General features: G+C 74.3%; 26 protein-coding genes and 1 riboswitch. Of the genes, 13 read left to right on the plus strand and 13 right to left on the minus strand.

Features of this window, described 5'->3' with window-relative positions:
• Positions 1-5: 5 nt before the first annotated feature.
• The 7 genes from J7523_RS00900 to J7523_RS00930 all read left to right on the plus strand — a co-directional run bounded on the left by J7523_RS00900 (position 6) and on the right by J7523_RS00930 (position 8,609).
• Positions 6-1,103: a glycosyltransferase family 4 protein gene (locus J7523_RS00900; protein ID WP_291881245.1), complete on the plus strand. Its 1,098-nt coding sequence runs from the start codon at positions 6-8 to the stop codon at positions 1,101-1,103.
• Positions 1,100-2,443 (plus strand): polysaccharide pyruvyl transferase family protein, encoded by a 1,344-nt coding sequence (locus J7523_RS00905; RefSeq protein WP_291881247.1) that lies wholly within the window; start codon positions 1,100-1,102, stop codon positions 2,441-2,443. The genes J7523_RS00900 and J7523_RS00905 overlap by 4 nt, the downstream gene beginning before the upstream one ends.
• A complete protein-coding gene (locus J7523_RS00910) occupies positions 2,440-3,981 on the plus strand; it encodes an oligosaccharide flippase family protein (RefSeq protein ID WP_291881249.1) in 1,542 nt (513 codons plus the stop codon). The genes J7523_RS00905 and J7523_RS00910 overlap by 4 nt, the downstream gene beginning before the upstream one ends.
• A 73-nt stretch (positions 3,982-4,054) precedes the next feature.
• Positions 4,055-4,477, plus strand: a complete 423-nt coding sequence (locus tag J7523_RS00915) for a MarR family transcriptional regulator (RefSeq protein WP_291881251.1) — start codon at positions 4,055-4,057, stop codon at positions 4,475-4,477.
• A complete protein-coding gene (locus tag J7523_RS00920; protein ID WP_291881253.1) occupies positions 4,474-5,796 on the plus strand; it encodes an MFS transporter in 1,323 nt (440 codons plus the stop codon). The genes J7523_RS00915 and J7523_RS00920 overlap by 4 nt, the downstream gene beginning before the upstream one ends.
• Positions 5,797-5,906: 110 nt before the next feature.
• Positions 5,907-7,775, plus strand: a complete 1,869-nt coding sequence (locus tag J7523_RS00925) for a DUF4012 domain-containing protein (RefSeq protein ID WP_291881255.1) — start codon at positions 5,907-5,909, stop codon at positions 7,773-7,775.
• A gap of 126 nt (positions 7,776-7,901) precedes the next feature.
• Positions 7,902-8,609, plus strand: a complete 708-nt coding sequence (locus J7523_RS00930) for a peptidase (protein ID WP_291881256.1) — start codon at positions 7,902-7,904, stop codon at positions 8,607-8,609.
• A gap of 114 nt (positions 8,610-8,723) precedes the next feature.
• Here the strand turns inward: J7523_RS00930 and serC are convergent, their stop codons facing one another.
• The gene (gene serC / locus J7523_RS00935) at positions 8,724-9,869 is read right to left on the minus strand and encodes a phosphoserine transaminase (protein ID WP_291881258.1); all 1,146 of its coding nucleotides are present in this window, start codon (positions 9,867-9,869) and stop codon (positions 8,724-8,726) included.
• Positions 9,870-9,983: 114 nt separating this feature from the next.
• Here serC and J7523_RS00940 point away from each other — a divergent pair, with 114 nt between their 5' ends.
• The 4 genes from J7523_RS00940 (at position 9,984) to J7523_RS00955 (ending at position 14,037) form a co-directional block, all read left to right on the plus strand.
• Complete coding sequence (locus tag J7523_RS00940; RefSeq protein ID WP_291881259.1) at positions 9,984-10,685, plus strand: metal-dependent transcriptional regulator; 702 nt, start codon at positions 9,984-9,986, stop codon at positions 10,683-10,685.
• 382 nt (positions 10,686-11,067) lie between these two features.
• A riboswitch (cyclic di-AMP (ydaO/yuaA leader) is annotated at positions 11,068-11,263 on the plus strand.
• Positions 11,264-11,265: 2 nt separating this feature from the next.
• Positions 11,266-12,042: a C40 family peptidase gene (locus J7523_RS00945; protein ID WP_291881260.1), complete on the plus strand. Its 777-nt coding sequence runs from the start codon at positions 11,266-11,268 to the stop codon at positions 12,040-12,042.
• A gap of 348 nt (positions 12,043-12,390) precedes the next feature.
• Positions 12,391-12,852 (plus strand): HNH endonuclease, encoded by a 462-nt coding sequence (locus J7523_RS00950; RefSeq protein ID WP_363266346.1) that lies wholly within the window; start codon positions 12,391-12,393, stop codon positions 12,850-12,852.
• A 231-nt stretch (positions 12,853-13,083) separates the two neighbouring features.
• A complete protein-coding gene (locus J7523_RS00955) occupies positions 13,084-14,037 on the plus strand; it encodes a universal stress protein (protein ID WP_291881263.1) in 954 nt (317 codons plus the stop codon).
• A 45-nt stretch (positions 14,038-14,082) separates the two neighbouring features.
• Here the strand turns inward: J7523_RS00955 and J7523_RS00960 are convergent, their stop codons facing one another.
• Positions 14,083-14,559 (minus strand): Lrp/AsnC family transcriptional regulator, encoded by a 477-nt coding sequence (locus J7523_RS00960; protein ID WP_291881264.1) that lies wholly within the window; start codon positions 14,557-14,559, stop codon positions 14,083-14,085.
• 341 nt (positions 14,560-14,900) lie between these two features.
• On the opposite strand from J7523_RS00960, the gene J7523_RS00965 reads away from it, so the two are divergent.
• Positions 14,901-16,109 (plus strand): hypothetical protein, encoded by a 1,209-nt coding sequence (locus J7523_RS00965; RefSeq protein ID WP_291881266.1) that lies wholly within the window; start codon positions 14,901-14,903, stop codon positions 16,107-16,109.
• A gap of 151 nt (positions 16,110-16,260) precedes the next feature.
• On the opposite strand, the gene rocD is transcribed toward J7523_RS00965, so the two are convergent.
• The 3 genes from rocD to J7523_RS00980 all read right to left on the minus strand — a co-directional run bounded on the left by rocD (position 16,261) and on the right by J7523_RS00980 (position 18,973).
• A complete protein-coding gene (gene rocD, locus J7523_RS00970) occupies positions 16,261-17,487 on the minus strand; it encodes an ornithine--oxo-acid transaminase (protein ID WP_291881268.1) in 1,227 nt (408 codons plus the stop codon).
• 11 nt (positions 17,488-17,498) lie between these two features.
• The gene (ddaH, locus tag J7523_RS00975) at positions 17,499-18,353 is read right to left on the minus strand and encodes a dimethylargininase (protein ID WP_291881270.1); all 855 of its coding nucleotides are present in this window, start codon (positions 18,351-18,353) and stop codon (positions 17,499-17,501) included.
• 158 nt (positions 18,354-18,511) lie between these two features.
• A complete protein-coding gene (locus J7523_RS00980) occupies positions 18,512-18,973 on the minus strand; it encodes an SRPBCC family protein (RefSeq protein ID WP_291881272.1) in 462 nt (153 codons plus the stop codon).
• Between the two features lie 53 nt (positions 18,974-19,026).
• On the opposite strand from J7523_RS00980, the gene J7523_RS00985 reads away from it, so the two are divergent.
• The gene (locus J7523_RS00985; RefSeq protein ID WP_291881274.1) at positions 19,027-20,013 is read left to right on the plus strand and encodes an aldo/keto reductase; all 987 of its coding nucleotides are present in this window, start codon (positions 19,027-19,029) and stop codon (positions 20,011-20,013) included.
• A gap of 3 nt (positions 20,014-20,016) precedes the next feature.
• On the opposite strand, the gene J7523_RS00990 is transcribed toward J7523_RS00985, so the two are convergent.
• From J7523_RS00990 to J7523_RS01025, 8 genes are all read right to left on the minus strand, one after another.
• Entirely contained in the window at positions 20,017-20,787 is a 771-nt protein-coding gene (locus tag J7523_RS00990; RefSeq protein ID WP_291881275.1) for a hypothetical protein, read from the minus strand.
• Positions 20,788-20,792: 5 nt separating this feature from the next.
• Positions 20,793-21,272 (minus strand): OsmC family protein, encoded by a 480-nt coding sequence (locus J7523_RS00995; RefSeq protein WP_291881276.1) that lies wholly within the window; start codon positions 21,270-21,272, stop codon positions 20,793-20,795.
• Positions 21,273-21,345: 73 nt separating this feature from the next.
• Positions 21,346-21,882 carry a tail fiber protein gene (locus tag J7523_RS01000; RefSeq protein WP_291881277.1) on the minus strand — a complete coding sequence of 179 codons (537 nt, stop codon included), beginning with the start codon at positions 21,880-21,882 and terminating at the stop codon, positions 21,346-21,348.
• A gap of 9 nt (positions 21,883-21,891) precedes the next feature.
• Positions 21,892-22,386, minus strand: coding sequence for a tail fiber protein (locus tag J7523_RS01005; RefSeq protein WP_291881278.1), 495 nt, complete (start codon positions 22,384-22,386; stop codon positions 21,892-21,894).
• Positions 22,387-22,395: 9 nt separating this feature from the next.
• On the minus strand, positions 22,396-22,914 hold the full coding sequence (locus J7523_RS01010; protein ID WP_291881279.1) for a tail fiber protein: 519 nt from the start codon (positions 22,912-22,914) through the stop codon (positions 22,396-22,398).
• Positions 22,911-23,213: a hypothetical protein gene (locus tag J7523_RS01015; RefSeq protein ID WP_291881280.1), complete on the minus strand. Its 303-nt coding sequence runs from the start codon at positions 23,211-23,213 to the stop codon at positions 22,911-22,913. Before J7523_RS01015 ends, J7523_RS01010 begins: the two co-directional genes overlap by 4 nt.
• Positions 23,210-23,713 carry a GNAT family N-acetyltransferase gene (locus J7523_RS01020; RefSeq protein WP_291881281.1) on the minus strand — a complete coding sequence of 168 codons (504 nt, stop codon included), beginning with the start codon at positions 23,711-23,713 and terminating at the stop codon, positions 23,210-23,212. Before J7523_RS01020 ends, J7523_RS01015 begins: the two co-directional genes overlap by 4 nt.
• On the minus strand, positions 23,713-24,090 hold the full coding sequence (locus tag J7523_RS01025) for a hypothetical protein (RefSeq protein ID WP_291881282.1): 378 nt from the start codon (positions 24,088-24,090) through the stop codon (positions 23,713-23,715). The genes J7523_RS01020 and J7523_RS01025 overlap by 1 nt, the downstream gene beginning before the upstream one ends.
• Positions 24,091-24,115 lie beyond the last annotated feature (25 nt).

Raw genomic sequence — 24,115 nt, forward strand, 5'->3', positions numbered from 1 at the left:
ACGCGATGACGATGGCCATCACGCTGGTGCTGCCCGCGTACCGCAGGACCGTCTCGGGCGGGTACCGCGTGGTCCTGGAGTACGCCGCCCGGCTCGCGGAGCGTGGCCACGAGGTGACGCTCGTGATGCCGTCCCCTGGCCTCCAGATCCGCGGTTGGCGCCGGTTCGCCGGGCGTGGCGGGCTGGGTCAGCGCTGGGACCGCGTGCGGCACGGCACGGGGATCGCGTGGTTCGACCTGCCGCGGACCGTCCGGGTGCTCGTCCCGCACGGCGACGACCCTCGGGTCCTGCCGGCCGCGGACGTGACCATCGCGACCGCCTGGCACACCGCCCCGCACGTGGCGGACCGCCCGCGTCGCGCCGGCGCGGGTGCGTACCTGATCCAGCACCACGAGACGTGGAACGGACCGGCCGACCGCGTCGACGCCACCTGGCGGCTGCCGCTGTCCAAGATCGTGATCGCCCGGTGGCTCCGGGACCTCGCCGACGAGCTGGACCCGGGCGGCGGGACGGCGTACGTGCCGAACGGGATCGATCTCGACAGGTTCCGCGTCCGCGTCCCGATCACCGCGCGCGACCCGGAGCGGGTCGGGATGCTCGTGCACCCGGCGACGTGGAAGGCGACCGACGTGGGGATCCGGGCGCTGCACGAGGCGCGCGAGCGGGTGCCCGGGCTCGCCCCCTGCCTCTACGGCCGGTGGCCGCGACCGGACGGCCTGCCCCCGTGGGTCGAGTACCGCGAGCACCTCGACGGGGACGCCCTCGTCGACTACTTCAACGAGCTCGCCGTCTACCTGCACCCGAGCCTCGCGGAGGGCTGGCCGCTGCCGCCCGCCGAGGCGATGGCCTGCGGTGCCGCGGTCGTCGCGGCCGACAACCCCGGCGTGCTCGACTACGCCGTGCCCGACCGGACGGCCAGGGTCGTCCCGCGGGGTGACAGCGCCGCGATGGCGGCCGCGCTGATCGACCTCGTGGTCGACGTCGACGCCCGCGAGGCGCTCGCCGCCCGGGGGCACGACGCGATCGGGGCCTACACATGGGACCGGGCGGTGACGGCTCTCGAGGAGCACCTGGTCACGTTGACAGGGGTGTCCGCCGCATGACGCACACCGAGAGGGGCGGCCTGCGCGTGTTCGCGCCGGGTGCGTACACGTGGGGCAACAAGGGGGACGCCGTCCTCGTCCAGTCGCACATCGAGTGGCTGCGGTCGGCGGCGGGCGCGTCGGGCGTCGCGCTGACGTCGTACACGCCCGCGTCCGACGCCGAGCACTTCGGGGTCCCGTTCCTCCCGATGCTCGTCGACCCGACCTCCGTGGTGGCGCGCGGCAGCGCGCGGGTGGCGCGCACGACCCCGACCCTCCGGCGCGCCCTCACCGCGTTCCGGGTGCTGTCCACCCGTGGCGTCGAGTCGGTCGTGCGCGCGTGGGCGGCCCTCTACCTGCGGTGGCCGGCGCTGGCCAAGGCGGTCGCCCCCGCCAAGGTCGGGCGCCTCGCGGACACGATCGCGTCGGCGCACCTCACCGTGACGGTCCCGGGCGGCTACCTGATGGCGCCGCGTGAGGCGGACGACACGTGGCTGTTCCACGTCCCAACGCTCGTGCTCGTCGACGCGCTCGGGTGCCCGCTCGTCCTCGGGCCCTGCTCGGTCGGCCCGTTCGCGGGTCTCAACGCCGGCGCGGCCCGCCGGTTCTTCCGGCTTCCCCGCCTCGTGCTCGTCCGGGAGGCGCGCAGCGTCGCCGTCCTGCGCGAGCTGGGCGTCGACCCGTCCCACATCCGGGCGATGCCCGACCTCGCCTTCACGTTCCGCCCCGGCGCCCCCTCCGCGCTCGGCGCCGCCGAGCTGGAGCGCGTCGAGAAGCTCGGTGCCGACCACGCCGGGCTGGTCGGCGTCTCCGTCCGCGAGCACTCCTTCCCCGGCTCGGCGGACCCGGCGGGCGACATGCGGTCGTACCTCGGCGCGGTGGTCGACGCGCTCGCGGACCTCCATGCGCGGGAGGGCGTCGCGGTCGTCGTCGTGCCGCAGACGTCGATGGACGCGCCGGTGAGCGGCACGCTCGCCGGTGAGCTCGCGCGGGCAGGCGTCCCGCACCTGCTCGTCGACCCGGGCGTCTCGCCGTCGGACCTGAGCCTGCTGTACGCGAGGTTCGACCTCCTGGTGGGTACCCGGATGCACGCGAACATCCTGGCCATGGCGGCCGGCACCCCCGTGGTGGCGATCGCGTACCAGCCGAAGACCGCGGGCATCCTCGAGGAGCTCGGTCTCGACGACTGGTGGCTCGCGATCGACGACCTCGCCGGCGACCGGCTCCGTGGCATGGTCGAGGCCGCCTGGACCGACCGCGAGGCACGGGGGCGCCTCGCCCACGAGCGTGCGCAGGATGCCGCCGCTCGGGTGCGGTCCGAGGGGGCCGACCTCGTGCGGCTCGCCCGGGAGCGCGCGTGAGGTCCGCGACCGCGGCGCGCCCGTCGCTCGGCCGCAACATCGCGACGACCTACGCGTCGCAGCTCGTCACGGCGCTCAGCCAGTTCCTGCTGTTCCCCGTGGTCGTGGCGGCCGTCGGGACCGACGCCTACGGCCTCTACATCCTGGCGTCGACGATGCTCGTCCTGGCGACCCAGGACCTCGGCATGGCCGGCGCGACCTCGCGGTACGTCGCGGAGGCGCTCGCGCGCAAGGACGTGGCCGCCCTGCGTTCCGTCGTCGCGACCAGCTCCGCGTTCTTCTGTGCGCTCGGGCTCGTCGGTGCGGGGATCGTCGGGCTGGCCTATGTCGTGCTGCGCCCGCTGGTCGACATCCCGCCCGGCCTCGAGGACACGGCGCGCGGCCTCGCGGTGCTCGCGGCGGTGCAGGTGGTGGCCGCGAGCGGGGCGACGCTCAACCGGTTCGTGCTGACCGGGGGCGGCCGGCTCGACCTGGCGAACGGCACCGCGGTCACGACGATCCTGGTGCGGCTCGGCGTCACGCTCATGGTCGTCCAGGTCTCCCAGGACATCCTCGTGGTCGCAGCGTCGGACACGGTGATCATGCTCGCGACGACCCTGACGCTGTGGCTGCTCCGGCGCCATGCACTGCCCGAGTCCCGCAGCCGGCTGCGCGAGTCCAGCATCGCCCAGCTGCGGGTCATGTCGCGGCTGACGGTCGACCTGCTGGTCGTCGGTCTGTCAGGCACGATCATCATGCAGACGGGGACGGTGCTGGTCTCGACGCTGCTGCCGATCGCCGCGGTGTCGGTCTTCGCCGCGGGCTTCCGGATCTACCGGCTGTGCAAGGACGTCACCAACGCGCTCGGCACCGCGGTCCTGCCGCACGCGACCACGGCGTTCGTGCGGGGGGACGACGTCGCGCTGAGGCGGCTGTACCTGTCCGCGTCGCGCCGCGCGAACGTGCTCGCCCTGTGCATCGCGGGGCCGGTCATCGCGTTCGGACAGGCCTTCTTGGCGTGGTGGCTCGGCGCCGGGTGGGAGGACTCGGCGACCGTCGCGACCATCCTGGTGATCTCGCTGCTGGCCAACAACAACCACCTCGTCGCGTTGCCGATCCTCGCGGGCCAGGGCAGCGTCCGGTCGTACGCGCGGCTGCACGTGGCGTGGGCGCTCTCGAGCATCGCGCTGGGGATCGTCCTGACGCCACCGCTCGGGGTGATCGGGACGGCGGTCGCGATCGCCGCGCCCGTCGTCGTGCTGGAGCCCGTGTACACCGGCATCGCGCTCCGGCGGCTCCAGCTCGGGTGGGGGGCGTTCTTCCGGGAGAACGCCGCGCGCTCGTTCGGCACGGGCGTCCCCGCCGTGGTCGTCGGGGTGGTCCTGGCGCGCGTGTGGCCCGCGGACGGGATCGTGGAGATCGCCGCCCGGTCGCTCGGCTGGGTCGTCGCCTACCTGGCGCTCTACGTGTGGCTCGGAGCGACCGCGGGCGACCGGGAGCTCCTGGCTCGGGTCGCCGCTCGTCGGCGCGTGAGGGCGTCCGCGACGAGCCAGCGCTAGCGACGGCTCTCGGCGTGTCCAGCGGCGCCGCTCACGAGTGTCATTACGCAAGGTAATGAGTTACGCTAAGCAGATGCCGCCGACCAACGCCCTCGCCGGGGAGCTCCGCGTGGCCCTCGGCCAGGCCGCGCGCCGCATCCGGCAGCAGCGTGGCGACGCGGGCCTCACCGACCCGCAGTACAACGTGCTGCTCTGGCTCACCAAGAAGGGTCCGCTCACGCCGGGCCAGCTCGCCGAGCTCGAGCGCATCCAGCCGCCCAGCATGACGCGCACCGTCAACGGCCTCGTCGAGCTCGGTCTCGTCGGCAAGACCGAGCACCCCACGGACGGCCGGCAGGTCGTCGTGACGCTCAGCGACCTGGGTGTCGCCGAGGTCGCCGAGACCCGCCGGCGCCGTGACGCCTGGCTGACCCAGCGCCTGCAGGAGATGAGCCCCGACGAACGTCGGCTCCTCACCGACGCCATCGAGCTGCTCCGGAGGATCGCCCAGTCGTGAGCACGTTCGACAGCCTGAGGTTCCGCAACTACCGGCTCTGGTTCGCCGGTGCCCTGGTGGCCAACGTCGGCACCTGGATGCAGCGCGTCGCCCAGGACTGGCTCGTGCTCACCCAGCTCACCGACAACTCCGGGGTCGCCGTCGGCATCACCACGGCCTTGCAGTTCGCGCCGGTCCTGGTGCTGTCCCCGTGGGCCGGGCTGCTCGCCGACCGGGTCGACCGCCGCAAGCTGCTCGTCGCGACGCAGGGCGGCATGGGTGTGCTCGCCGCCGGCCTCGGCGCGCTCGTCCTGTCCGGGCACGCGCAGCTGTGGCACGTGTACGTGTTCGCGGCGCTGCTCGGCTGCGTCGCCGCGATCGACGGTCCCGTGCGGCAGACGTTCGTCGCCGAGCTGGTCCCCGGCGCCAAGCTCGCCAACGCCGTCGGCCTCAACAGCGCCTCGTTCAACGCGGCCCGGCTCATCGGCCCCGGCGTGGCGGGCCTGCTCATCGCCGCCGTCGGCACGGGGTGGGTGTTCGTCATCAACGCCGTCTCGTTCGCGGCGACCATCCTGTCGCTCACCCGGATGCGGACGTCCGAGCTGCACGCGATGCCGACCACGACGCGTGCCAAGGGCCAGCTCCGCGAGGGCATCCGCTACGTGCGCGGGCGCAGCGACATCGTCGTGATCATGGTCGTCGTCGGGGTGGTGTCGACGTTCGGCCTCAACTTCCAGCTCACGAGCGCGATGATGGCGCGCACCGAGTTCGGCAAGGGCGCGGGGGAGTACGGGATCCTCGGCTCGATCCTCGCGATCGGGTCGCTCACCGGCGCGCTGCTCGCCGCCCGGCGCGAGCGGCCCCGGGTCCGGCTCGTCATCGGCGCCGCATTCGGGTTCGGGATCGCGACCGGCGTCATGGCCCTGATGCCGACGTACGCGTCCTTCGCGGTCGCCTGCATCCCCGTGGGGCTCGCGTCGCTCACGATGATGACGGCCGCCAACGCGACCATCCAGATGAGCACCGACCCGGCCGTCCGCGGGCGGGTGATGTCGCTCTACATGATGGTGTTCCTCGGCGCGACGCCCATCGGCTCGCCCATCGTCGGCTGGATCGGCGAGACGTTCGGCGCCCGCTGGTCGATCGGGGTCGGCTCGATCTCCGCGCTGCTCGTCGCGAGCGGTGCCGCGCTGTGGGCCCGACGGCACTGGCAGGTGCGGGTCCGGTACCACGTGCTCGCCCGTCCCCACCTCGAGGTGTACCGGGACGAGGCCGGCGTCGGACGGGTGCCCGAGCAGCGCGGTGCGCTCGAGGCCGCGGACGCGCAGACCGCGGCCTGACGGGCCGTCGGCATCGCACCGCGGCCGTCCGGCTGAACCTGCACGGCAGTCCGGGTGAACATCGATGCGCGCCGTATCGACCCTTCTGCCCGACATGTCACGATCGCCCCGTGAGTGCTCAGGGCGAGGGGGTGAGCCCGGCGGTGGTCGAGGAGGGTCGACCCGAGCCGGACGAGAGCCTCCCTGTCCCCGGGGACGACGGCGGGCCCGTGGACACGGACCCGCCCCGTCGGCGGTGGGTGCGCCGGACGGTCCTCGTGGTCGCGCTCGTGCTGCTCGGCGTCCTGCTGGTCGCCGGGTGGCTGGCCTTCCGCGGCTACCAGGCCGCGGCGGCGCTGCTCGACGCCAAGGCGGTCGTGGCGGACGTGCAGCACGGCCTCGACGACGGCGACGCCACCCGGCTGGACGCCGACCTCGGCACCGCGCAGGACGCGACCGCGCGCGCCCGTGCCGCCTCCTCGGACCCGGTCTGGCGCGCCGCCGCGCACCTGCCGCGCCTGGGCCCGCAGCTCGCCGCCGTCACCACGTTGTCGGCCGCGCTCGACGACGTCACGCACGACGCGCTGCCCGCCGCCGCGGACCTCACCGATCTCGTCGGTCGCGAGGGCGGGATCCGCGACGCCGACGGACGCATCGCCCTGGCCCCGCTCGCCGCGGCCGCACCGGCGCTCGCGGACGCCGCGACGGTCGCCCGGTCCGCGCAGGCGCAGGTGGACGGCATCGACGCCGACGCACTCGTCGGGCCCCTCGCCGACCCGGTGCGCACCGCGCAGGACGCGCTCGCGCAGCTGGCGGGCGTGCTCGGCGGCGGCGCCCAGGCGGCCGCGCTCGTGCCGCCGATGCTCGGCGCCGACGGTCCGCGCACGTACCTCGTGGTCGCGCTCAACTCGGCCGAGCTGCGCAGCGCGGGCGGCATCGTCGGCAGCCTCGTGCTCGTGCACGCGGACGACGGGCTGCTGTCGATCGTCACGCAGCGCTCCACGAACGACCTGCGCGCGCTGCCCGAGCCGGTGCTGCCGCTCACCGACGCCGAGCTGACGATCGCCGGGCCGGGGCTCGGCCGGAACGTGCAGAACGCGGTGCAGACGCCCGACTTCCCGCGGTCGGCCGAGCTGCTGGCCGCCCGGTGGAAGCAGAGCGTCGGCGACGACGTCGACGGGGTCGTCGCGACGGACCCCGTCGCGGTGGCGGCCCTGCTGAAGGTCCTCGGTCCGGTGACCGTGCCGGACGGGGGAGCGGGCACGAGGATCACGGCCGACACGATGATCCCGACCGTGCTGCGCGACTCCTACCTGCGCTTCCCCGACGCGCTCGACGGCGACCGCTTCTTCACGTCGGTCGCCGCGACGATCTTCGGACGCCTCACGACGACGGACGCCGACCCGCTGCGCCTCGCGAAGGCCGCCGCGGAGCAGGGCCAGGACGGCCGCATCCGGATCTGGTCCGCGCACCCCGACGAGCAGGCGCGCCTGGCGGCGACCACCCTCGGTGCGGCGTTCCTCAGCGGCGACGTCGGCGACGCGACGGGCGTGTTCCTCAACGACGCCACGATGGGCAAGGTCGACTACTACCTGCGCAGCACGGTGACCGTCGAGGACCTGCGGTGCTCGGGCGACGCCCCGACCGCGACGGTCCGCCTCGACCTGTCCTACGACCCGCCCGCCGAGATCATGTCGGCGCCGCCCTACGTGCTCGGCCACTCGCGCGACGTCACACCGGGGTGGGCCGGCTCGACGGTGTCGGTCTACGCGCCGGTCGGGGCCGAGCTCGGCGCGGTCCGGCTCGACGACGGGTACGTCGCGGGCGCCACGGCCGAGACGGACGGGCGTGCCGTGCACGTGGTCCGGTCGGTCCTGGCGCCGGGGGCGCACCAGACGTTCCGGTTCGACGTCCCCGTGCGCGGCGGGCGCGTCGACGTGTGGACGACCCCCACGGTCGCGTCGCCCGGCCTCGTGTCCGCGTCCTGCCCTCGCCCCTGAGGAACGTTCACCCCCCGACCGCGCCGGATCGTCCGAAATCACCCGTTCTGCCCCTGTCTGCGGCTGCTCCGACAAGGGACGATGAGGGCAATTCGGTCAGATCAGTCCTCCCCAGGGGGTTTCGTCATGAGCAAGATCCTGAGGGCGTGCGTCATCGCTGCACTGGCAGCCGGCGTGGCGCTCGGTGCACCCGGGGTCGCGCTCGCGGCCGACCAGCCGACGCCGTCCGCCTCCCCGTCCGCGACCACGCCCACGGGCGGCGAGTTCGGCTGCCTCGGCGCCACCGACGACTACGGCGTCCCGTTGCCGTGCGAGCTGCACATCACGCTCCTGTCGCCCATCTGCGACAACGACGTGCCGAAGCTCCGCTACGTCGCCGAGGCCATCGGCACGCCGAACACCACCGTCACGATCACGTGGGTGAACCCCGGCGGCGCGAACGTCGTGCAGTCCGGGCTCCCGCTGAGCGGCACCGTGCTGTGGCCGGGCGCCGTGGTCGGTCCGGACGGCAAGGGCGCGGACTGGCCGGGCTGGCGCCAGCTGCCCGACGGTTCGTGGGTCGAGGGTGACGAGTTCGACTGGGTCCGCCCGTCGGTCCAGGTGAACTTCCAGGTCAACCCGTCGGCGACGATGTCCGTGGCGTACCCGCCGTCGAGCCCCAACTGCGCGACGAACCCTCCGGGCAGCGAGGTCCTCTCCGCGACCGGCGCCGAGGTCCTGTCCGCGACCGGGAGCAACTCCGCACCGCTCCTCGTCGGAGCCGTCTCGCTCGTGGTCGTCGGTGGGCTCGTGGTCCTGTTCGTCGCCCGGCGCCGGCACGCGCACTCCGCCTGACCCGTGACTGCCGGTGGCCCCTCGCGGGGCCGTCGGCGACCACGGCCCTGGCGACGACGACGCCCGCCCCGTGACCCACGGGGCGGGCGTCGTCGTGGGCGGACCAGGTGCGGGTCAGACGAGCTGGTCGACCACGTGGTCGATGCACGCGGTGAGCGCGAGCACGTCCTCCGGGTCGACCGCGGGGTACATCGCGATGCGCAGCTGGTTGCGGCCGAGCTTGCGGTACGGCTCGACGTCCACGATCCCGTGGGCCCGCAGCACCTTGGCGACCGTGGCCGCCTCGATCTCGGGCGCCAGGTCCACGGTGCCGACCACGGACGAGCGTGCCTCGGGGTCGGTGACGAACGGCGTGGCCCAGTCGCGGGCCTCCGCCCACCCGTACAGGTGGCCGGCGGACGTCGCGGTGCGCTCGGCGGCCCAGGCGAGGCCGCCCTGCGCGAGGATCCAGTCGATCTGCTCGGCGAGCAGCCACAGGGTCGCGATCGCCGGGGTGTTCAGGGTCTGGTCCAGCCGCGAGTTCGTGACGGCGGCGGTCAGCGACAGGGACTCGGGCACCCAGCGGCCCGACTGCTCGAGGCGGGCGGCACGCTCGACGGCCGCGGGCGACAGGAACGTGAGCCACAGGCCCCCGTCGGAGGCGAACGACTTCTGCGGCGCGAAGTAGTAGGCGTCGGTCTGTGCGACGTCGACCGCGAGGCCGCCGGCCGCCGACGTGCCGTCGACCACGACGAGGGCGCCCTGGTCGCGGGAGCCGGGGACCCGGCGCACGGGCGCGACGACGCCGGTCGACGTCTCGTTGTGCGCCCACGCGTACACGTCGACGCCGTCGACGTGCTCCGGCACGGTGACCTGCCCGGGCGGCGCGGTCGTGACGACCGGCTCGCCGAGGAACGGCGCGCGTGCCGCCGCGGCGGCGAACTTGGCGCCGAACTCGCCGAACGCGGCGTGCGCGCTGCGCTGCTCGACGAGGCAGAGGGTGGCGACGTCCCAGAACGCGGTGGACCCGCCGTTCCCGAGCACGACCTCGTAGCCGTCGGGCGCGTCGAAGAGTGCCGCGAGGCCGGCCCGCACCCGCCCGACCAGCGCGCGGACCGGAGCCTGGCGGTGCGACGTGCCCATCAGGGCCGCCCCCGGGCCGGCGAGCGAGTCCAGCTGCTCGGAGCGCACCTTGGACGGACCGGAGCCGAACCGACCGTCGCGCGGGAGCAGGTGCGCGGGGAGGGTGATCGCGGGCGGGGCGTCGTGAGCATCGGGCACGGCCCGAGAATAGGCGGTCCGCGCCCCCGGGGCGTCGGTCCGACCAACTAGCCTGTGCACAGCGCAGGGCTCGCGATGAACGAGCCGTGCAGTCCAGACGCGGGAGGCAGTGCGGTGAGCGACCTGATCGACACGACGGAGATGTACCTCAAGACGATCTACGAGCTCACCGAGGAGGGACGCACGCCGCTGCGTGCGCGGATCGCCGAGCGGCTCGGCCACTCGGGTCCCACGGTGTCGCAGACGGTGGCGCGCATGGAGCGCGACGGGCTCGTCGTGGTGACGGGGGACCGGCATCTCGAGCTCACGGACGCCGGCTACGCCAAGGCGGTGCGCGTGATGCGCAAGCACCGGCTCGCGGAGCGCCTCCTCACGGACGTCATCGGCCTGGAGTGGCCGTACGTGCACGAGGAGGCGTGCCGCTGGGAGCACGTGATGAGCGAGCGCGTCGAGAAGCGGCTCGCCTCGCTGCTCGACCACCCGCACTTCGACCCGTACGGCAACCCCATCCCCGGGCTGGCGGAGATCGGCGAGGACGTCACGCGCGTGGGCTTCCTCGACGGCGTCACGCCGCTCACGTCGTACGACGGTGACGGGACGGGCGACGGTGCGCGCGCGGTCGTCGCGCGGATCGCCGAGCCGCTGCAGGTCGACGTCGAGCTGCTGGCCCGCATGGCCGAGGCCGGGGTGCGTCCCGGGAGCGAGATCGCGATCGAGCGCGGCACCGGTGTCGTCACGGTCGGCGCGCCCGGCTCGGAGACCGTCCTGGACCTGCCCGAGGACGTCGCGCGGCACATCTTCGTCGGGACGCCCTGACGGCTCCCGGCCCCCCGCCGCGCGGCCCTGCTCCCTGTCGGGAGCGGGGCCGCGGTGCGTCGGGGGCCGGGGTGCGTCGGGCCACGGTCCTCGCCGGCAGCCGGGCGGTGTGAGCGACGTCACGCGAGTCGTGCGTCCGGTGACGTCCGTGGGAGGCCCTCGTGACGCCCGGATGGCGGACAGACGGACCACCCGCGACGTGTCCGATCGTGCCCGGATGTGCGCGCTCCCACACCGCTGACGTGCATGAGCGCAGGTCAGCCGTGTCCGGTCAGGACGTCCGTCCAGCTTCCCGCATCGACGTCGTGATCGGAACGTGACAATCGCCGGAGGGGTCCTGTACGTTCGACCTGCTTCCCGGAACCCTCCTCCGCGGAAGTCCTCGAGCGGAACGCCTAACCCTGCCGCCGTTTCGAGGTTCCGCACGGACCGCCGGCAGGGGCGGGGGACCCAAGTTCGGGCACCGTAACCTCGGTGTCCTTGGGGTGAAGTCGCAGTGACAGCAGCACCGTCACCGCGGCCGGGTGTTCTCCCACCCGAACCCGACAGCTCACCTCGCAGGCGACAGGAGAGGCACCACGTGACCGTGAGCACCACTCGCGCCCGCCATCGCGCAGCGCGTCGACCGTCGACGCCCCTGACCGAGCTCGCCTCGGCCGCTTCGGAGCAGATGGGGACCGTCGGCCGCCGTACGGCCGTCGTCGCCGCTTCGTCGGGTCTCGTCGTGACGATGCTGAGCGCGCCCGCAGGCGCCACCTCGCACTCCGACGACGCCGCCGGTTCCCTCAACGCCGTGGACACCGCCGCGCTGACGGCCTCAGCCCGCGCCGCGCTGAACACGTCGCCCGTCGTGACGGCCCCGGCCGAGGCCGCGTGGACGTTCGACGCCCCGGCCGTGACGGCCGTCAAGCCGGCCCCGGTGAAGCAGACGCGTGCCGCGACCACCGCCGCCTCGCGCAGCACGGCCCGCACCGCGACGGCCGCCCCCGCCGTGGCGAACAACCCGATCCCGCAGTCGGTCTCCGGCAACGCGGTGCTCGAGATCGCGGCGCGCTACGTCGGCACGCCGTACGTCTCGGGCGGCACGAGCCCAGAGATCGGCTTCGACTGCTCGGGCTTCGTCTCCTACGTGTACGCGCAGCTCGGCATCTCGCTGCCGCGCACGTCCTCCGGCATCAAGGCCGCGGGCACGGTCATCTCCCGCGAGGACGCCCAGCCTGGCGACCTCATCTGGAGCCCCGGCCACATCTCGATCTACGCCGGTGGCAACGAGCAGATCGACTCGCCGCGCCCGGGCAAGACGGTCCAGTTCCGCAGCATCTGGCAGAGCGCGCCGGTCTTCATCCGCATCGGCTGACCTTCCGCCGCCCGGCGCCCCCTGCAGCCGGCCGGCCTGCCTCGAGGCCCCGACGACGTCGCCGTCGTCGGGGCCTCGTCGTCTGCCGCACGGGCCCACGGACGCGTGCCTCACCGGGTGAGGTCGGGTCGAGCGCAGCGAACTTCCTGGGTGCTGCCCAGATCGGCGCGTACGCTGAGGGCGCACCACGCTGTTGCACGCTCCGCCGGACCGGCAGCCAGCCGGTCCGACCCATGAGGTCGGGAGTACGCCGTGCTGACCGAGACCACGACATCCACGCCCGCCGCCGCGCGGGCTTCCGGGCCGCTGATCGCGTCGGGCGCCAGGACGCTGCTCCTCAACGCCAGCATGGAACCGCTGTGCATCGTGAGCCTGCGCCGGGCCGTGTCCCTGGTGCTGACCGAGAAGGCCACCGTGCTGGAGACCGACGGCCGGGTGCTGCACTCCGAGCACATGTCCGTCCCGCTGCCGGTGGTGCTGTGCCTGACGCGGTACGTGCACGTGCCGGTGCGCCACCCCGTGCCACCGACGCGGCGGACGGTGCTGCAGCGCGACAGCCACCGGTGCGCGTACTGCGGGGGTGGCGCCGACACGGTCGACCACGTGCACCCGCGGTCGCGCGGTGGCCGGCACGAGTGGAGCAACGTCGTCGCGGCGTGCGTGCGGTGCAACCACCGCAAGGCCGACCGGCTGCTGCACGAGATCGGCTGGTCGCTCGCGTTCACGCCGAAGGCTCCCCGGTGGTCGGTGTCGTTCGCGGCGGGCGGTGCGCGGACCGAGCCGCTGTGGTCGGCGTACGTGCCCGCCTGAGGGGTTGTCGAGGGCGTCGTCGGCGGTCCGGTCGCGGGGCCCGTGGCTTGCCGGTCGGCCCGCGGCGTCGAGGTGATCCGCCGACGGGAGTCGCACCAAGGGTGTGCCAAGATATGGTCTGGTGCGCGTCCGGACGGGTGCGCTGACAGGTCCCGTGGGGCCACACTGGTCCCGGCGGCAGCCTGGGCCGGTGGACACGAGGTGCGCATCGACGAGCACGGAGGGCCCCACATGGCGCGAGACGACGTGGTGCTCGTCGGGCTCGACGGGTCGGCCGCGAGCCTGCACGCGCTGGACTGGGCGACCGCCGCCGCGCAGGCGCACGGCTGGGGCCTCCTGCTGGTCTGCAGCTACGCCCTCCCGTCGTTCACGGCCGCATCGCTCGACGGCGGGTACGCCGCGCTCGACGACTCCGCGATCCAGGAGGGCGCCAAGGCGGTCCTCGCCGAGGCGACCGCACGGATCTCCGACAGCGGCGTCCCCGTGACGGCCAAGGTCATGACGGGTGACGCGGCGGGCGTGCTCGTGGAGCTGTCGCGCGACGTGCGGATGGCCGTGGTCGGCACCCGGGGGCGTGGCGGCTTCGCCGACCGGCTGCTCGGCACCGTGTCGTCGGCGCTGCCGGCGCACGCGTACTGCCCGACGGTCGTCGTGCCGCTGCGGGAGCACGGCCACGCGCTGCCGGACGACGCGGCGCTGCCCCCGATCCGGCCGGTCCGCCGCATCGTCGTCGGCGTCGACGGGTCGCCCCGCGCCGAGCAGGCGCTGCGGTACGCGATCGCCGAGGCCGAGGTGTGGGGCGCCGAGGTGACGGCCGTCGCGGGCGTGCCGATCGGGTCGATGACGGGCGTGCTGGCGTGGCTGCCGGACGCGGTGGACCACGAGCAGGTGCTCCGCGACATGGCCGAGGGGCTCAACGTCGTCGTCGACCGTGCGCTGGTCGGGCACCCCGACGTGGTGGTGAAGCGGCACGCGCTCGACGGCAGCGGCGCCGAGCTCCTCACGGAGTTCTCCGTCGCGACCGACCTCATCGTCGTCGGCTCACGGGGGCGCGGCGGGTTCGCGGGCCTGCTGCTCGGGTCGACGAGCCAGGCGGTGCTGCACCACTCGGACTGCCCGGTCGTCGTCGTGACGCACCGGTGCGCCCAGGACGAGCCCGCGACCCAGGACGCCGCGAGCTCCTGACGCGGTCCGCCGCGACCGGGCGAGGTCGGCGAGCGGGCCGCCTGCTCAGTCCGGGATCGGTCCGCCCGGCACGTCCGGCCGTCTGACCAGCGCCGACAGCACCACCGTCGAGCGGGTGCGGGACACGAACGGCTCGGCCGCGAGCCGCTCGACGACGCGTTCGAGGTGGCGCATGTCCCGCGCGCGCACCTGCACCATGAGGTCCACGTCGCCCGTCACGGTGCTCGCCGCCACGACCTCGGGGTACTGCTCGACGGCGTCGCGCATGGTCGCCGGGCTCGTCGACCCCTGGCAGAAGAGCTCGACGAACGCCTCGGTGTGCCAGCCCATCGCGGCGGGGTCGAGCCGCACCGTGAACCCGCGGATCACGCCGCGCTCGCGCAACCGGTCGACGCGCCGCTTCACCGCGGGTGCGGACAGCGAGACACGTGCTCCTACCTGGGCGAACGTCGCCCGCGCGTCGGTGGCGAGGACCCGCAGGATCGCGGCGTCGAGCGGGTCGAGGGCGGCGTCGTCGGGCACGGGAGACATCATCGCGCGTGCGGGCCGGTGCGCGGGTGTGAGCGGAGTCATGTCCCGTTCAGGTGGACAGGCGACCTGGTTGCCTCGATTCTGGCAAAGACCCGCAGAGGACACGAGAGCGCTCAAGTCGTCACGAAACGCGCTCAAGCCGGACCTGAGATGCACCGATATCACTGGCCGGAGCACCTCCGTCACGTGGGCGGCAGGGCTCACGTTGAGGGGGAGTCGACGTGGTCAAGGACACCGATCGGTCGTCGAGCAGGATCCCGACGTCACGCCCAGGAGGCACGGGCGAGGCGACGGACCTGTCGACGGTTCCGGGGACGACGGGCGCAGCGCCCGTGGCCCCGACGACCCTTGTGACGGCGCCGCCCGTCGCGCGCGCCGCGGGCGTGCCGACGCCCGCACCGTCAGCAGAGGCCGGGGGCGCGACAGCAGCGCCGCCGGCCTCGTCGCGTCGGTCGACGCGGACGCCGACGGCACCGGGCGCAGGGGCCCCCGCCGCGCCGAAGGTCGGCCGGACACCGACCATCCCGACGCAGCGCGTCCAGCCCGCGGCCGAGCTCGTGCCGCCGGCACCGCGGCGCCGCAAGGTCCCGATCGCCGTCGCGGGCGCCGTCGCGTTCGCCCTCGTCGCGACCGGGTCGGCCACGTGGGGTATCCAGCGCGACCGCGCCCAGGCCGCCGAGGAGGCGCGCCAGGCGCACGCCCGGGTCGACGAGGTCGTCGCCGCGCAGGGTGCCGACGCCGCCGCGACGCAGACGGTCGGCGAGCACGCCACGCTGGTCGTCTACGACGCGGGCCGCGCGCAGGTGCAGTCGGCCGCCCAGGCGGCCCTTGCGCACGCCGCGACGACGCTCGCCGGGACGCCGAACGCCGGTGACGGCCCACGGGCCGCGCTGCAGGGTGCGTCCGACGCGCTGACGAAGGCCGCCGCGGACCCGCACGTGTCGTTCACCTCGCTGCGCACCGCGACCGCAGGCATCGCCGCGCCGGACGCGGCCGCGGTGCAGGCGCAGGCTGCCTGGCAGGCCGCCGAGAACGCGCGCATCGCCGCCGAGCAGGCTGCCGCCGCGCAGGCGGCTGCCGCTGCCGCCGCGAAGGCGAAGCCGCGCACGACGACGTCCAAGCCGCGCACGAGCACGAGCACGAGCTCGGGCGGCGGGTCGGTCGCACCCGCCCCGGAGACGTCGGGCGGCGTCGGGTCCGTCTACTCGGCGGGGTCGATCGGTGCGGCGCTCAACAGCTTCCGGGCCTCGCAGGGGCTCTCGTCGCTCGCGATCGTGTCGTCGGGCGCGCGGGTGTCGCACGCACAGGCGATGGCCGCGTCGAACAGCATCTACCACTCCGGGGCGACCCCGGAGATCGTCGGCCGGGTCAGTGCGCCGAGCTCGTCCGCGATGATCAACGCGTACGCGAACTCGGCGGGGCACCGCGCGATCATGGTCGGCAACTACTCCACGGCGTACATCGGTGCGGTCACCGCGCCGTGCACGATGGGCGGCGTCTCGTACGGCGAGTGCCTGTACACGGCCATCACGTTCGGCTGAGCGCCGACTGACCGCCGGTTCGCCGGCGACGGACCGGCGCCCGCGGTCGGCGCACACAGACCGGTACCGCCCGGCACCCGAGCGTTCGGGTGCCGGGCGGTACCGCGTCCGCGGCAGGGGGCGCGGGCGCAGGCTCCGGGGCCGTCGGTCGTCAGGCCAGCGCGTCGGTGAGCCGGTCGACGGCCAGGTCGAGCTCCTCGTCCGTCATGGTGAGCGGCGGTGCGAGCCGCAGCGTCCGCCCGTGGGTGTCCTTGGCGAGCACGCCGCGGGCGAGCATGCGCTCGCACAGCTCCCGCCCGGTGGTCGGCCCGCCGGACCGGGTCGGGTCGACGTCGAGACCGGCCCACAGGCCGACGCGGCGCACCGTGCGGAGCATGCCGGCGGCGACCAGCCCGTCGAGCCGGGCCCCCAGGTGCGCGCCGAGCACGCGTGCCCGGGCCTGCGGCTCACCCGTGTCGAGCAGGTCGACGACGGCGAGGCCGACCGCGCACGCGAGCGGGTTGCCGCCGAACGTCGAGCCGTGGGTGCCGGCCGTGAGGACGCCGAGCACGTCGGCCCGTCCGACCACCGCCGACACGGGCACGATGCCGCCGCCGAGCGCCTTGCCGAGCGTCACGAGGTCCGGGCGGACGCCCCAGAGCTCGCACGCGAGCGTGGTGCCCGTGCGGCCGAGCCCGGACTGCACCTCGTCGGCGATCAGCAGCACGTCGGCGCGCGTGCACGCCGCGCGCACGGCGGGCAGGAAGTCGTCGGGCGGGATCACGACCCCCTGCTCGCCCTGCACGGGCTCGAGGAGCACCGCGACCGTCGTCTCGTCGACGGCCGCCTCGAGCGCGGCGGCGTCGCCGTACGGGACCCGCCGGAAGCCGGGCGTGTACGGGCCGAAGCCGGTGCGCGCGTCGGGGTCGGACGAGAACGACACGATGGTCGTCGTGCGGCCGTGGAAGTTGCCGTCCGCGACGACGATCGTCGCGCGCCCGTCGGGCACTCCCTTGACGTCGTAGCCCCACTTGCGGGCGGCCTTGATCGCGGTCTCGACGGCCTCGGCGCCCGTGTTCATCGGCAGCACCATGGGCTCGCCGGCGACGAGCGGCCCGACGAGGGCGGCCAGGCGCGACGCGAACGGCAGCAGCAGGTCGTGGTCGAACGCGCGGGACGTGAGCGTGAGCCGGTCGAGCTGCGCGTGCGCGGCGGCGACGAGCGCCGGGTGCCGGTGGCCGAAGTTGAGCGCCGAGTACGCCGACAGCAGGTCGAGGTAGCGGTGCCCGTGGGTGTCGGTGACCCACGAGCCCAGGCCCTCGGCGATCGTGACCGGCAGCGGGTGGTAGTTGGGCGCGAGCACGGTGCTCGTGAGCGGCTCGTGCTGCACCGCGGTCATCGTCGAACCCCTCAGGCCGGACGGACGTCGGTGCGGGTCTCCGGGCGGATCTCGAGCGTGCAGCACTTCGCGCCGCCGCCGCCCTTGAGCAGCTCGCTCGTGTCCACCGGGATGGGCGTGTAGCCGCGCTCGCGCAGGGCGTCGGCCAGGTCGACCGCACCGGGGGCGACGACGACGTTCGCGCCGTCCGACACGGCGTTGAGGCCGAGCGCCTGCGCGTCCCGCTCGGTGGCGATCACGGCGTCCGGGAACAGCTGGCGCAGCACGGCCTGCGAGCCCTGCGAGAACGCGGGCGGGTAGTAGGCGATCTGCGGGTCGGAGGGGGTGCTCGACAGCACGGCGAGGGCCGTGTCGAGGTGGTAGTAGTGCGGGTCCATGAGCTCGAGCGACACGACCGGTCGGCCGAACAGCTCCTGGGCCTCGGCGTGCGCGGCCCGCTCGGTGCGGAAGCCCGTGCCGGCGAGGATGAGGTTGCCGACCGTGAGCAGGTCGCCCTCGCCCTCGTTGACCTGGGCGGCGGTGTGCGTGACGTAGCCGCGGTCCGCGAACCACTTCTGGTAGGCCGGTCCCTCGGGGGCGCGCTCGGCGTACCGGAACCGCGCCGAGTAGACGATTCCGTCGACCATCGTGGCGCCGTTCGCGGCGTAGACCATGTCCGGCAGGCCGGGGATGGGGTCGATCGTCTCGACGGTGTGCCCGAGGTCGAGGTAGGTGTCCCGCAGCGTCCGCCACTGCCGCACGGCGAGCTCGGCGTCCGTGAACCGGGTCTTGTCCATCCACGGGTTGATCTCGTACGACACGGTGTAGTGGACGGGCTCGCACATCAGGTAGTGGCGGTCCGTGCGGCCGGGGGCGGTGGCGGTCATCGGGCTCCTCGGGTGCGTGCTCCGTCGTCCGCCGGGGGAGACGGCGGTAGTCGCCTTCGAGCGTACGAGACGCGTGCGTGTGCCCCCGTGCAGGCGGAGTTGCGCGTCCGGGTCCGATCCGTTGCGCAGATGCGCCTCGCAGCGGTGATCCGTTGCGCTCAGCTCGTGCGCAGCTCCGCGGCGACGCGGGCGAGCGCGTACGCCGTCATGCCCCGGACGAACGGCCCGACGACCGCCGCCGTGAGCCCCCGCGGCAGCCGTCCACCGAGGTGCACGTCCTCGACCCACGTGACCGCCGACGACGTCGGCCCGGCGGCGACCACCTCGATCCGTGCGCTGCCCCGCAGCACCCGCCCGACCTTGACGAACGTCGCCACCCCGGCGGCACCCGGCCCCGGCGGGTCGTACCGCTCGACGACCATGCGGTCGACCAGCCCGCGCCCGCCACCGCGCGCGAACGGACCCGACACCGCGACGATCCGTGTGCCGAGGCCGGGCGGCCCGTCGGTCTCGACCCGGGTGAACGGGATCCACCGCTCGTGGTGCCGCACGTCGGTGAGCAGCGCCCAGGCCTCGTCGGCCGGGATCGGCAGCGTGCGGGTGACGCGGACCTCGCTCACGGTGCCTCCGTCGGCGGCGGGTGGACGGTCCGGACCACGGTAGCGTCGTCCGCATGGAGTCACGTGTGCTGGGCAGGACGGGTCGGCAGGTCGGGGTCGTGGGGTTGGGCTGCTGGCAGCTCGGCGGCGACTGGGGGTCGGTGGGCGACGAGACCGCCCTCGACGTGCTGCGGGCCGCGGTCGACGCGGGCGTCACGTTCCTCGACACCGCGGACGTGTACGGCGACGGGCGGTCGGAGAAGCTCGTCGGCCGGTTCCTCGCCGAGCACGGGCGCGAGGGCATCACGGTCGCGACGAAGATGGGTCGCCGCGCCGACCCGCACGTCCCCGAGGCGTACACGCTCGACGCGTACCGCACGTGGACCGACCGCTCCCGCGAGAACCTCGGCGTCGACACGCTCGACCTCGTGCAGCTGCACTGCCCCCCGACGCCCGTCTACTCGCGCGACGCGACGTACGACGACCTCGACACGTTGGTCGCCGAGGGCCGCATCGCCGCGTACGGCGTGTCCGTCGAGACCGTCGACGAGGCGCTCACCGCGATCGCCCGCCCGCACGTGGCGACCGTGCAGATCATCCTCAACATCCTGCGCCGCAAGCCCCTCGAGGCCGTGCTGCCCGCGGCCGCCGAGGCCGGCGTCGGCATCATCGCGCGCGTGCCGCTCGCGTCCGGTCTGCTGTCCGGCAAGTACGACGAGCACACGCAGTTCGCCGCCGACGACCACCGCACGTACAACCGGCACGGCGAGGCGTTCGACGTGGGTGAGACGTTCTCCGGCGTGCCGTTCGACGTCGGCGTCGCCGCCGCGCAGGAGGTCTCGTCGCTCACACCGGCCGGTGCGTCGACCGCGCAGCTCGCGCTGCGCTGGATCGTCGACCAGCCCGGGGTGTCCGTCGTCATCCCCGGTGCACGCAACCCGCAGCAGGCGCGCGACAACGCCGCCGCGGCCGACCTGGCACCGCTCGACGCCGAGACGCTCGACGCGCTCCGCGGGGTCTACGACGAGCTGGTCCGGGAGCACGTGCACTCCCGCTGGTGAGCGTCAGGACCCGTCGGTCGGGGAGCTCTGCTCGGGGACCGTCGAGGTACGGCGCGACGTGAGCGAGCGCAGCCTCGACGGGCCCTTGGGCGGCGGCAGGATCGTGCGCGTGTCCGCGGGCGCGACCTCGATGACCCGCGGGAACGTCTCGGGGGCCGGCCCGAACGACGCGCGGGCGCCCTTGATGACGGTCTTGCCCAGCGAGCGGGCGCCCGTGACGCCGACGACGACACCGATGCCGTAGGGGATGAGCCGGCCGATCGCGACGCCGGTCTGCTTCGCGACCTGCGTGCGGACCATGCGGCGGGTCAGCGTGCTGTTGACCTTCTTCACCGTCGCGAGCGGCATCCGGGTCAGCAGCAGGCGTGCGACGCTGCCACCGTTGAACTCGACGGTGTCGCGCACCGCCGACGCGCCGGACTCGCCGAGGATCGTCGACAGCAGCAGCGCCGTGCGGCGGTCCGCGTCCTCGACCTCGATGCCGTGCACGCTCGCGACGGCCAGCGCGAACGCCGCCGACGCCCCGAAGAACGTCGCGACGTCGCTCGCCGTCAGCGCGACCGCGACACCGGTGCCGACCGCGGGCGCCGCCGCCGCCGCTCCGACCGCGCCGCCCGCACCCGCGACGACCAGCAGGTACTCCTTCTCCAGCAGCTTGACGAGCTGCGCGGGCGTGGCCTCCGGGTTGCGGCGGCGGAGCTGGGCGACGTGCTGGTGGATGGTGGCCGACGGGATCGTGACGGCCTTCGCGAGCGCGGCGTCGAGGAACGGCATCGGCGTCAGCGCTCCCCGGTCACCGTCAGGGACACCGTGGCGCCTGCCTCGAGCGTGCGGCCGACGGTGCAGTGCTGGTCCACGGCGCGGTGGATGACCGTGAGCAGCCGTTCGCGGGCGGTCGGGTCGAGGCCGGACAGGTCGACGTCCATCGTCTCGAGGAAGGCCGGGTACCGGTCCTCCTCCTCGAGGCTCATGCCGCTCACATTGATCGTCACCTGCACGTCGTCGCCGAGCCGGTGCGCGAGCGCGGAGTCGGACGACAGGCCGCTGCACGCGGCGAGCGCGATCTTGAGCAGCTCGCCGGGGCTGAACGCGCCCTCGTCGCCCACGGAGCCGATGAGCACCTCGGCGCCGCGCGAGCTGCGGCCGGTGTAGCGACGCTTGCCCGTGCGCTCGACCCACAGGCGCGTGTCGCCCGCGTTCGTCGTCACGTCGGGCACCGCCTGCGAGGTCGGCGCTGCGGCCGTCTGGTCCGTCGTCATCGGACGATCCTCGCACGGGGCGCCAGGCGTCGCGCGTGACACCCGTGCGGTACCGCCCGGTGGTGGCGTCGAGCTATCCGCGCGACGGGAAGACGCCCTGCAGCGCGATGATGAACGTCAGCGTGAGGTACGGCGGCATGTTGTCGTGCGGCGCCGACCCGCCCGTGACGGACAGCGCGCCCGGCGACATCGGCCGCGTGCCCGGCGAGGTGCTGTACAGCTGCTCGGTGGTCCGGCCGACCCGGCTCGTGGCCCACGCCGCCGCGGACGGATTGCCCGTGGTCCCGTTCACGGTCGACCCGACGCCGGTGACCAGGTGGTTGTGCGCCGGCATCTCGGGCTGCACCAGGGTCACGTACTCCGAGCCGACCGTCTCGCCGGGCGAGTACGACGACAGGGCGGGCCCGTCGCCCCACCCGAGCGGTGAGCGCCCCTGCAGGTCGGGGAGCGCGAACGTCGTCCTGCCGTCGCCGCCGTAGTACGTGCCGAGCAGCGAGAACAGCGCCGTGTTCTGCGAGATGGGCATGAGCTGGCCGTTGCACAGCGCCCAGCCCGTGGGGGCGAAGTTGCCGGCGAACATGCGGATCTCGGCGACGAACGGGTCAGCCATGGGGGTACCTCAGTTCTGGCTCGGGAAGATGCCCTGGAGCGCGATGACGAACGACACCACCAGGTACGGCGGCATGTTCGGGTGCGCCTGGCCGCCACCGGTGCTCGCGACGAGCCCGGGTGCCATGACGACCTGGCCGGTCGGGCCGTAGTGGGCGCCCGTCGTGGTGCCGAAGCGTGCGCCGTCGGGGTGCGTCGTGTTCGCGTCCGCCGCCGCGGCGACGGCGTGCGCGTGCGCCGGGAGCTGGCTGACGCCGAGCGTCACCGCCTCCTCGCCGCCGCGCTCACCGACCGTGTGACCGGCACCGGTGTGGATCGGGGTGCGTCCCTGCAGGTTGGGCAGGGCGAAGTTCACGCGCCCGTCGCCGCCGTACGTGGTGCCGAGGATCGAGAACAGCGCCTGGTTCTGGTTGATCGGCAGCAGCTGGCCGTTGCACAGCGCCCAGCCCTTCGGGGCGAAGTTGAAGGACGCCATCTTGATCTCGCCGATGTACGGGGTCGCCATGGGTGCTCCTCAGGTCGGGCTCGGGTAGACGCCGTACAGCGCGATGATGAACGACACCGCGAGCGCCGGGGACCGGTTCTCGTGCGGCTGGCTGCCGCCGGTGGGCGTCACGACGTCGGCGGGCATCGGCGCGGTGAACGGCTGGCCCGTCACGAACGCGGGTCCCGCGGACGCGGCCCACACGTTGTTGGTCGGCGTCCCCGTGGTCGCCGCGGCGACGGCCGCGACGGGCTGGTGCGTGTGGGGTGGGATCTGCTGCGTCGTGAGCGTGACCTGCTCGACGCCGCCCTGCTCGCCGATCACCCGGGTGCTCAGCCCGTTGCTCGTGCCCTGGTGCAGCGGCACGCGTCCCCGCAGGTCGGGCAGGCAGAACGTCTCCTGCCCGTCGCCGCCGTAGGTGGTGCCGATGAGGTTGAACAGCGTGTCGTTCTCGGAGATCGGTAGGGTTTGGCCGTCGCAGAACGCCCATCCGACGGGTGCGAAGCTTCCCGCGAACATCCGGATCTCGCCGATGTACGGCTGGCTCATGCGGGACCTCCCGGCGTGGGGTCGGCGGCGACGACGAATGTCGCGGTGAGGGTCGTGGCGTCCTCGGTCGCGGCGGTGGGGACCACGAAGACGGCCTGCTCGCCGGCGCCGGGCACGTCGAGCACGTAGGTGCCCTGGCCGCGGCCGGCGGGGCCGCGGAACGTGAGCTCCCACGAGCGCCAGCCGCCGGTCTCGACGACATCGGTGCAGGTGGCGAGCGTCCAACGCTCGCCCGGCTGCACGGTGAGCTCGGTCCCGACGGCGGCGTGCCAGTCGGCCCAGCCGGCGGCGCGCGTCACGGGCGGGCCTCCATCGGCACGTCGACGCCGGTCTCGTCGAGGGCGACGAAGCCGAGCCGCTCGTACAGCCGCCGCGCACGGTTGTCGGCCCGGACGCTGAGCCGCACGGTGGCACCGGCGGCCGCTGCCTCGTCCAGCAGGCCGCGCAGCACGGCGGTGCCGAGCCCGCGGCCCTGGTGCGCGGGGAGCACGGCAAGGTCGACGACGTGCAGCGCGCCGAAGGTCCGGTGCACGAGCACGCGGCCCACGGGGGTGTTGTCGACCGTGAGCACGCGGTCGTCGGCGCCCGGGTAGGACGTCGCGTACGCGCGCTCGCGGGCCGTGTGCTGCTGCGCGAGGAACGCGTCGGCCGTGCGCTCGTCCCACCCGAACGCGGCGACCTCGCGCGCCCGGCCGGCCGCGTGCAGCGCCGCGAGGAAGGGCGCGTCGTCGGGCGTGGCGGTGCGGGTGGCCGTGCGGGTGGCCGTGCGGGTGGTGGTGCGCGTCGCGAGCGTGGGCATCAGGCGGTCCGGACGACGACGGCCTCGAGCTGCCGGCGCTCGGCGCCCACCGGCCCCAGGTACAGGTCGAGGTCGCCCGACGGGTGGCTCAGCGTGCGGATGGCACCCGGGAGGGCGTCGGTCGAGCCTGTGCCGAACCGCAGCGCGAACGCGTCGGCCCGCGGGCGGCCTCCGTCGGGGCCGGTCACGGCGTCGAGCACGAGCGTGTGGGTCCGCCCGTCGGCCGTCACCCGGAACCGCTCGCCGACCAGCGGCGTGAGCGCGTCCAGCTCGAGCGGGACCTGGCGGCGGGCCACGTCGAGGCCCACGGCGGAGGCGACCGCACCGGCGGCGACGACCCCGGAACCGGCGATCAGCACGGTGCGGCGCGTGAGCACGACAAGGACCTCGACTTCCGGGGGG

Source organism: Cellulomonas sp. (genome assembly GCF_017744555.1).
Taxonomy (GTDB): domain Bacteria; phylum Actinomycetota; class Actinomycetes; order Actinomycetales; family Cellulomonadaceae; genus Cellulomonas.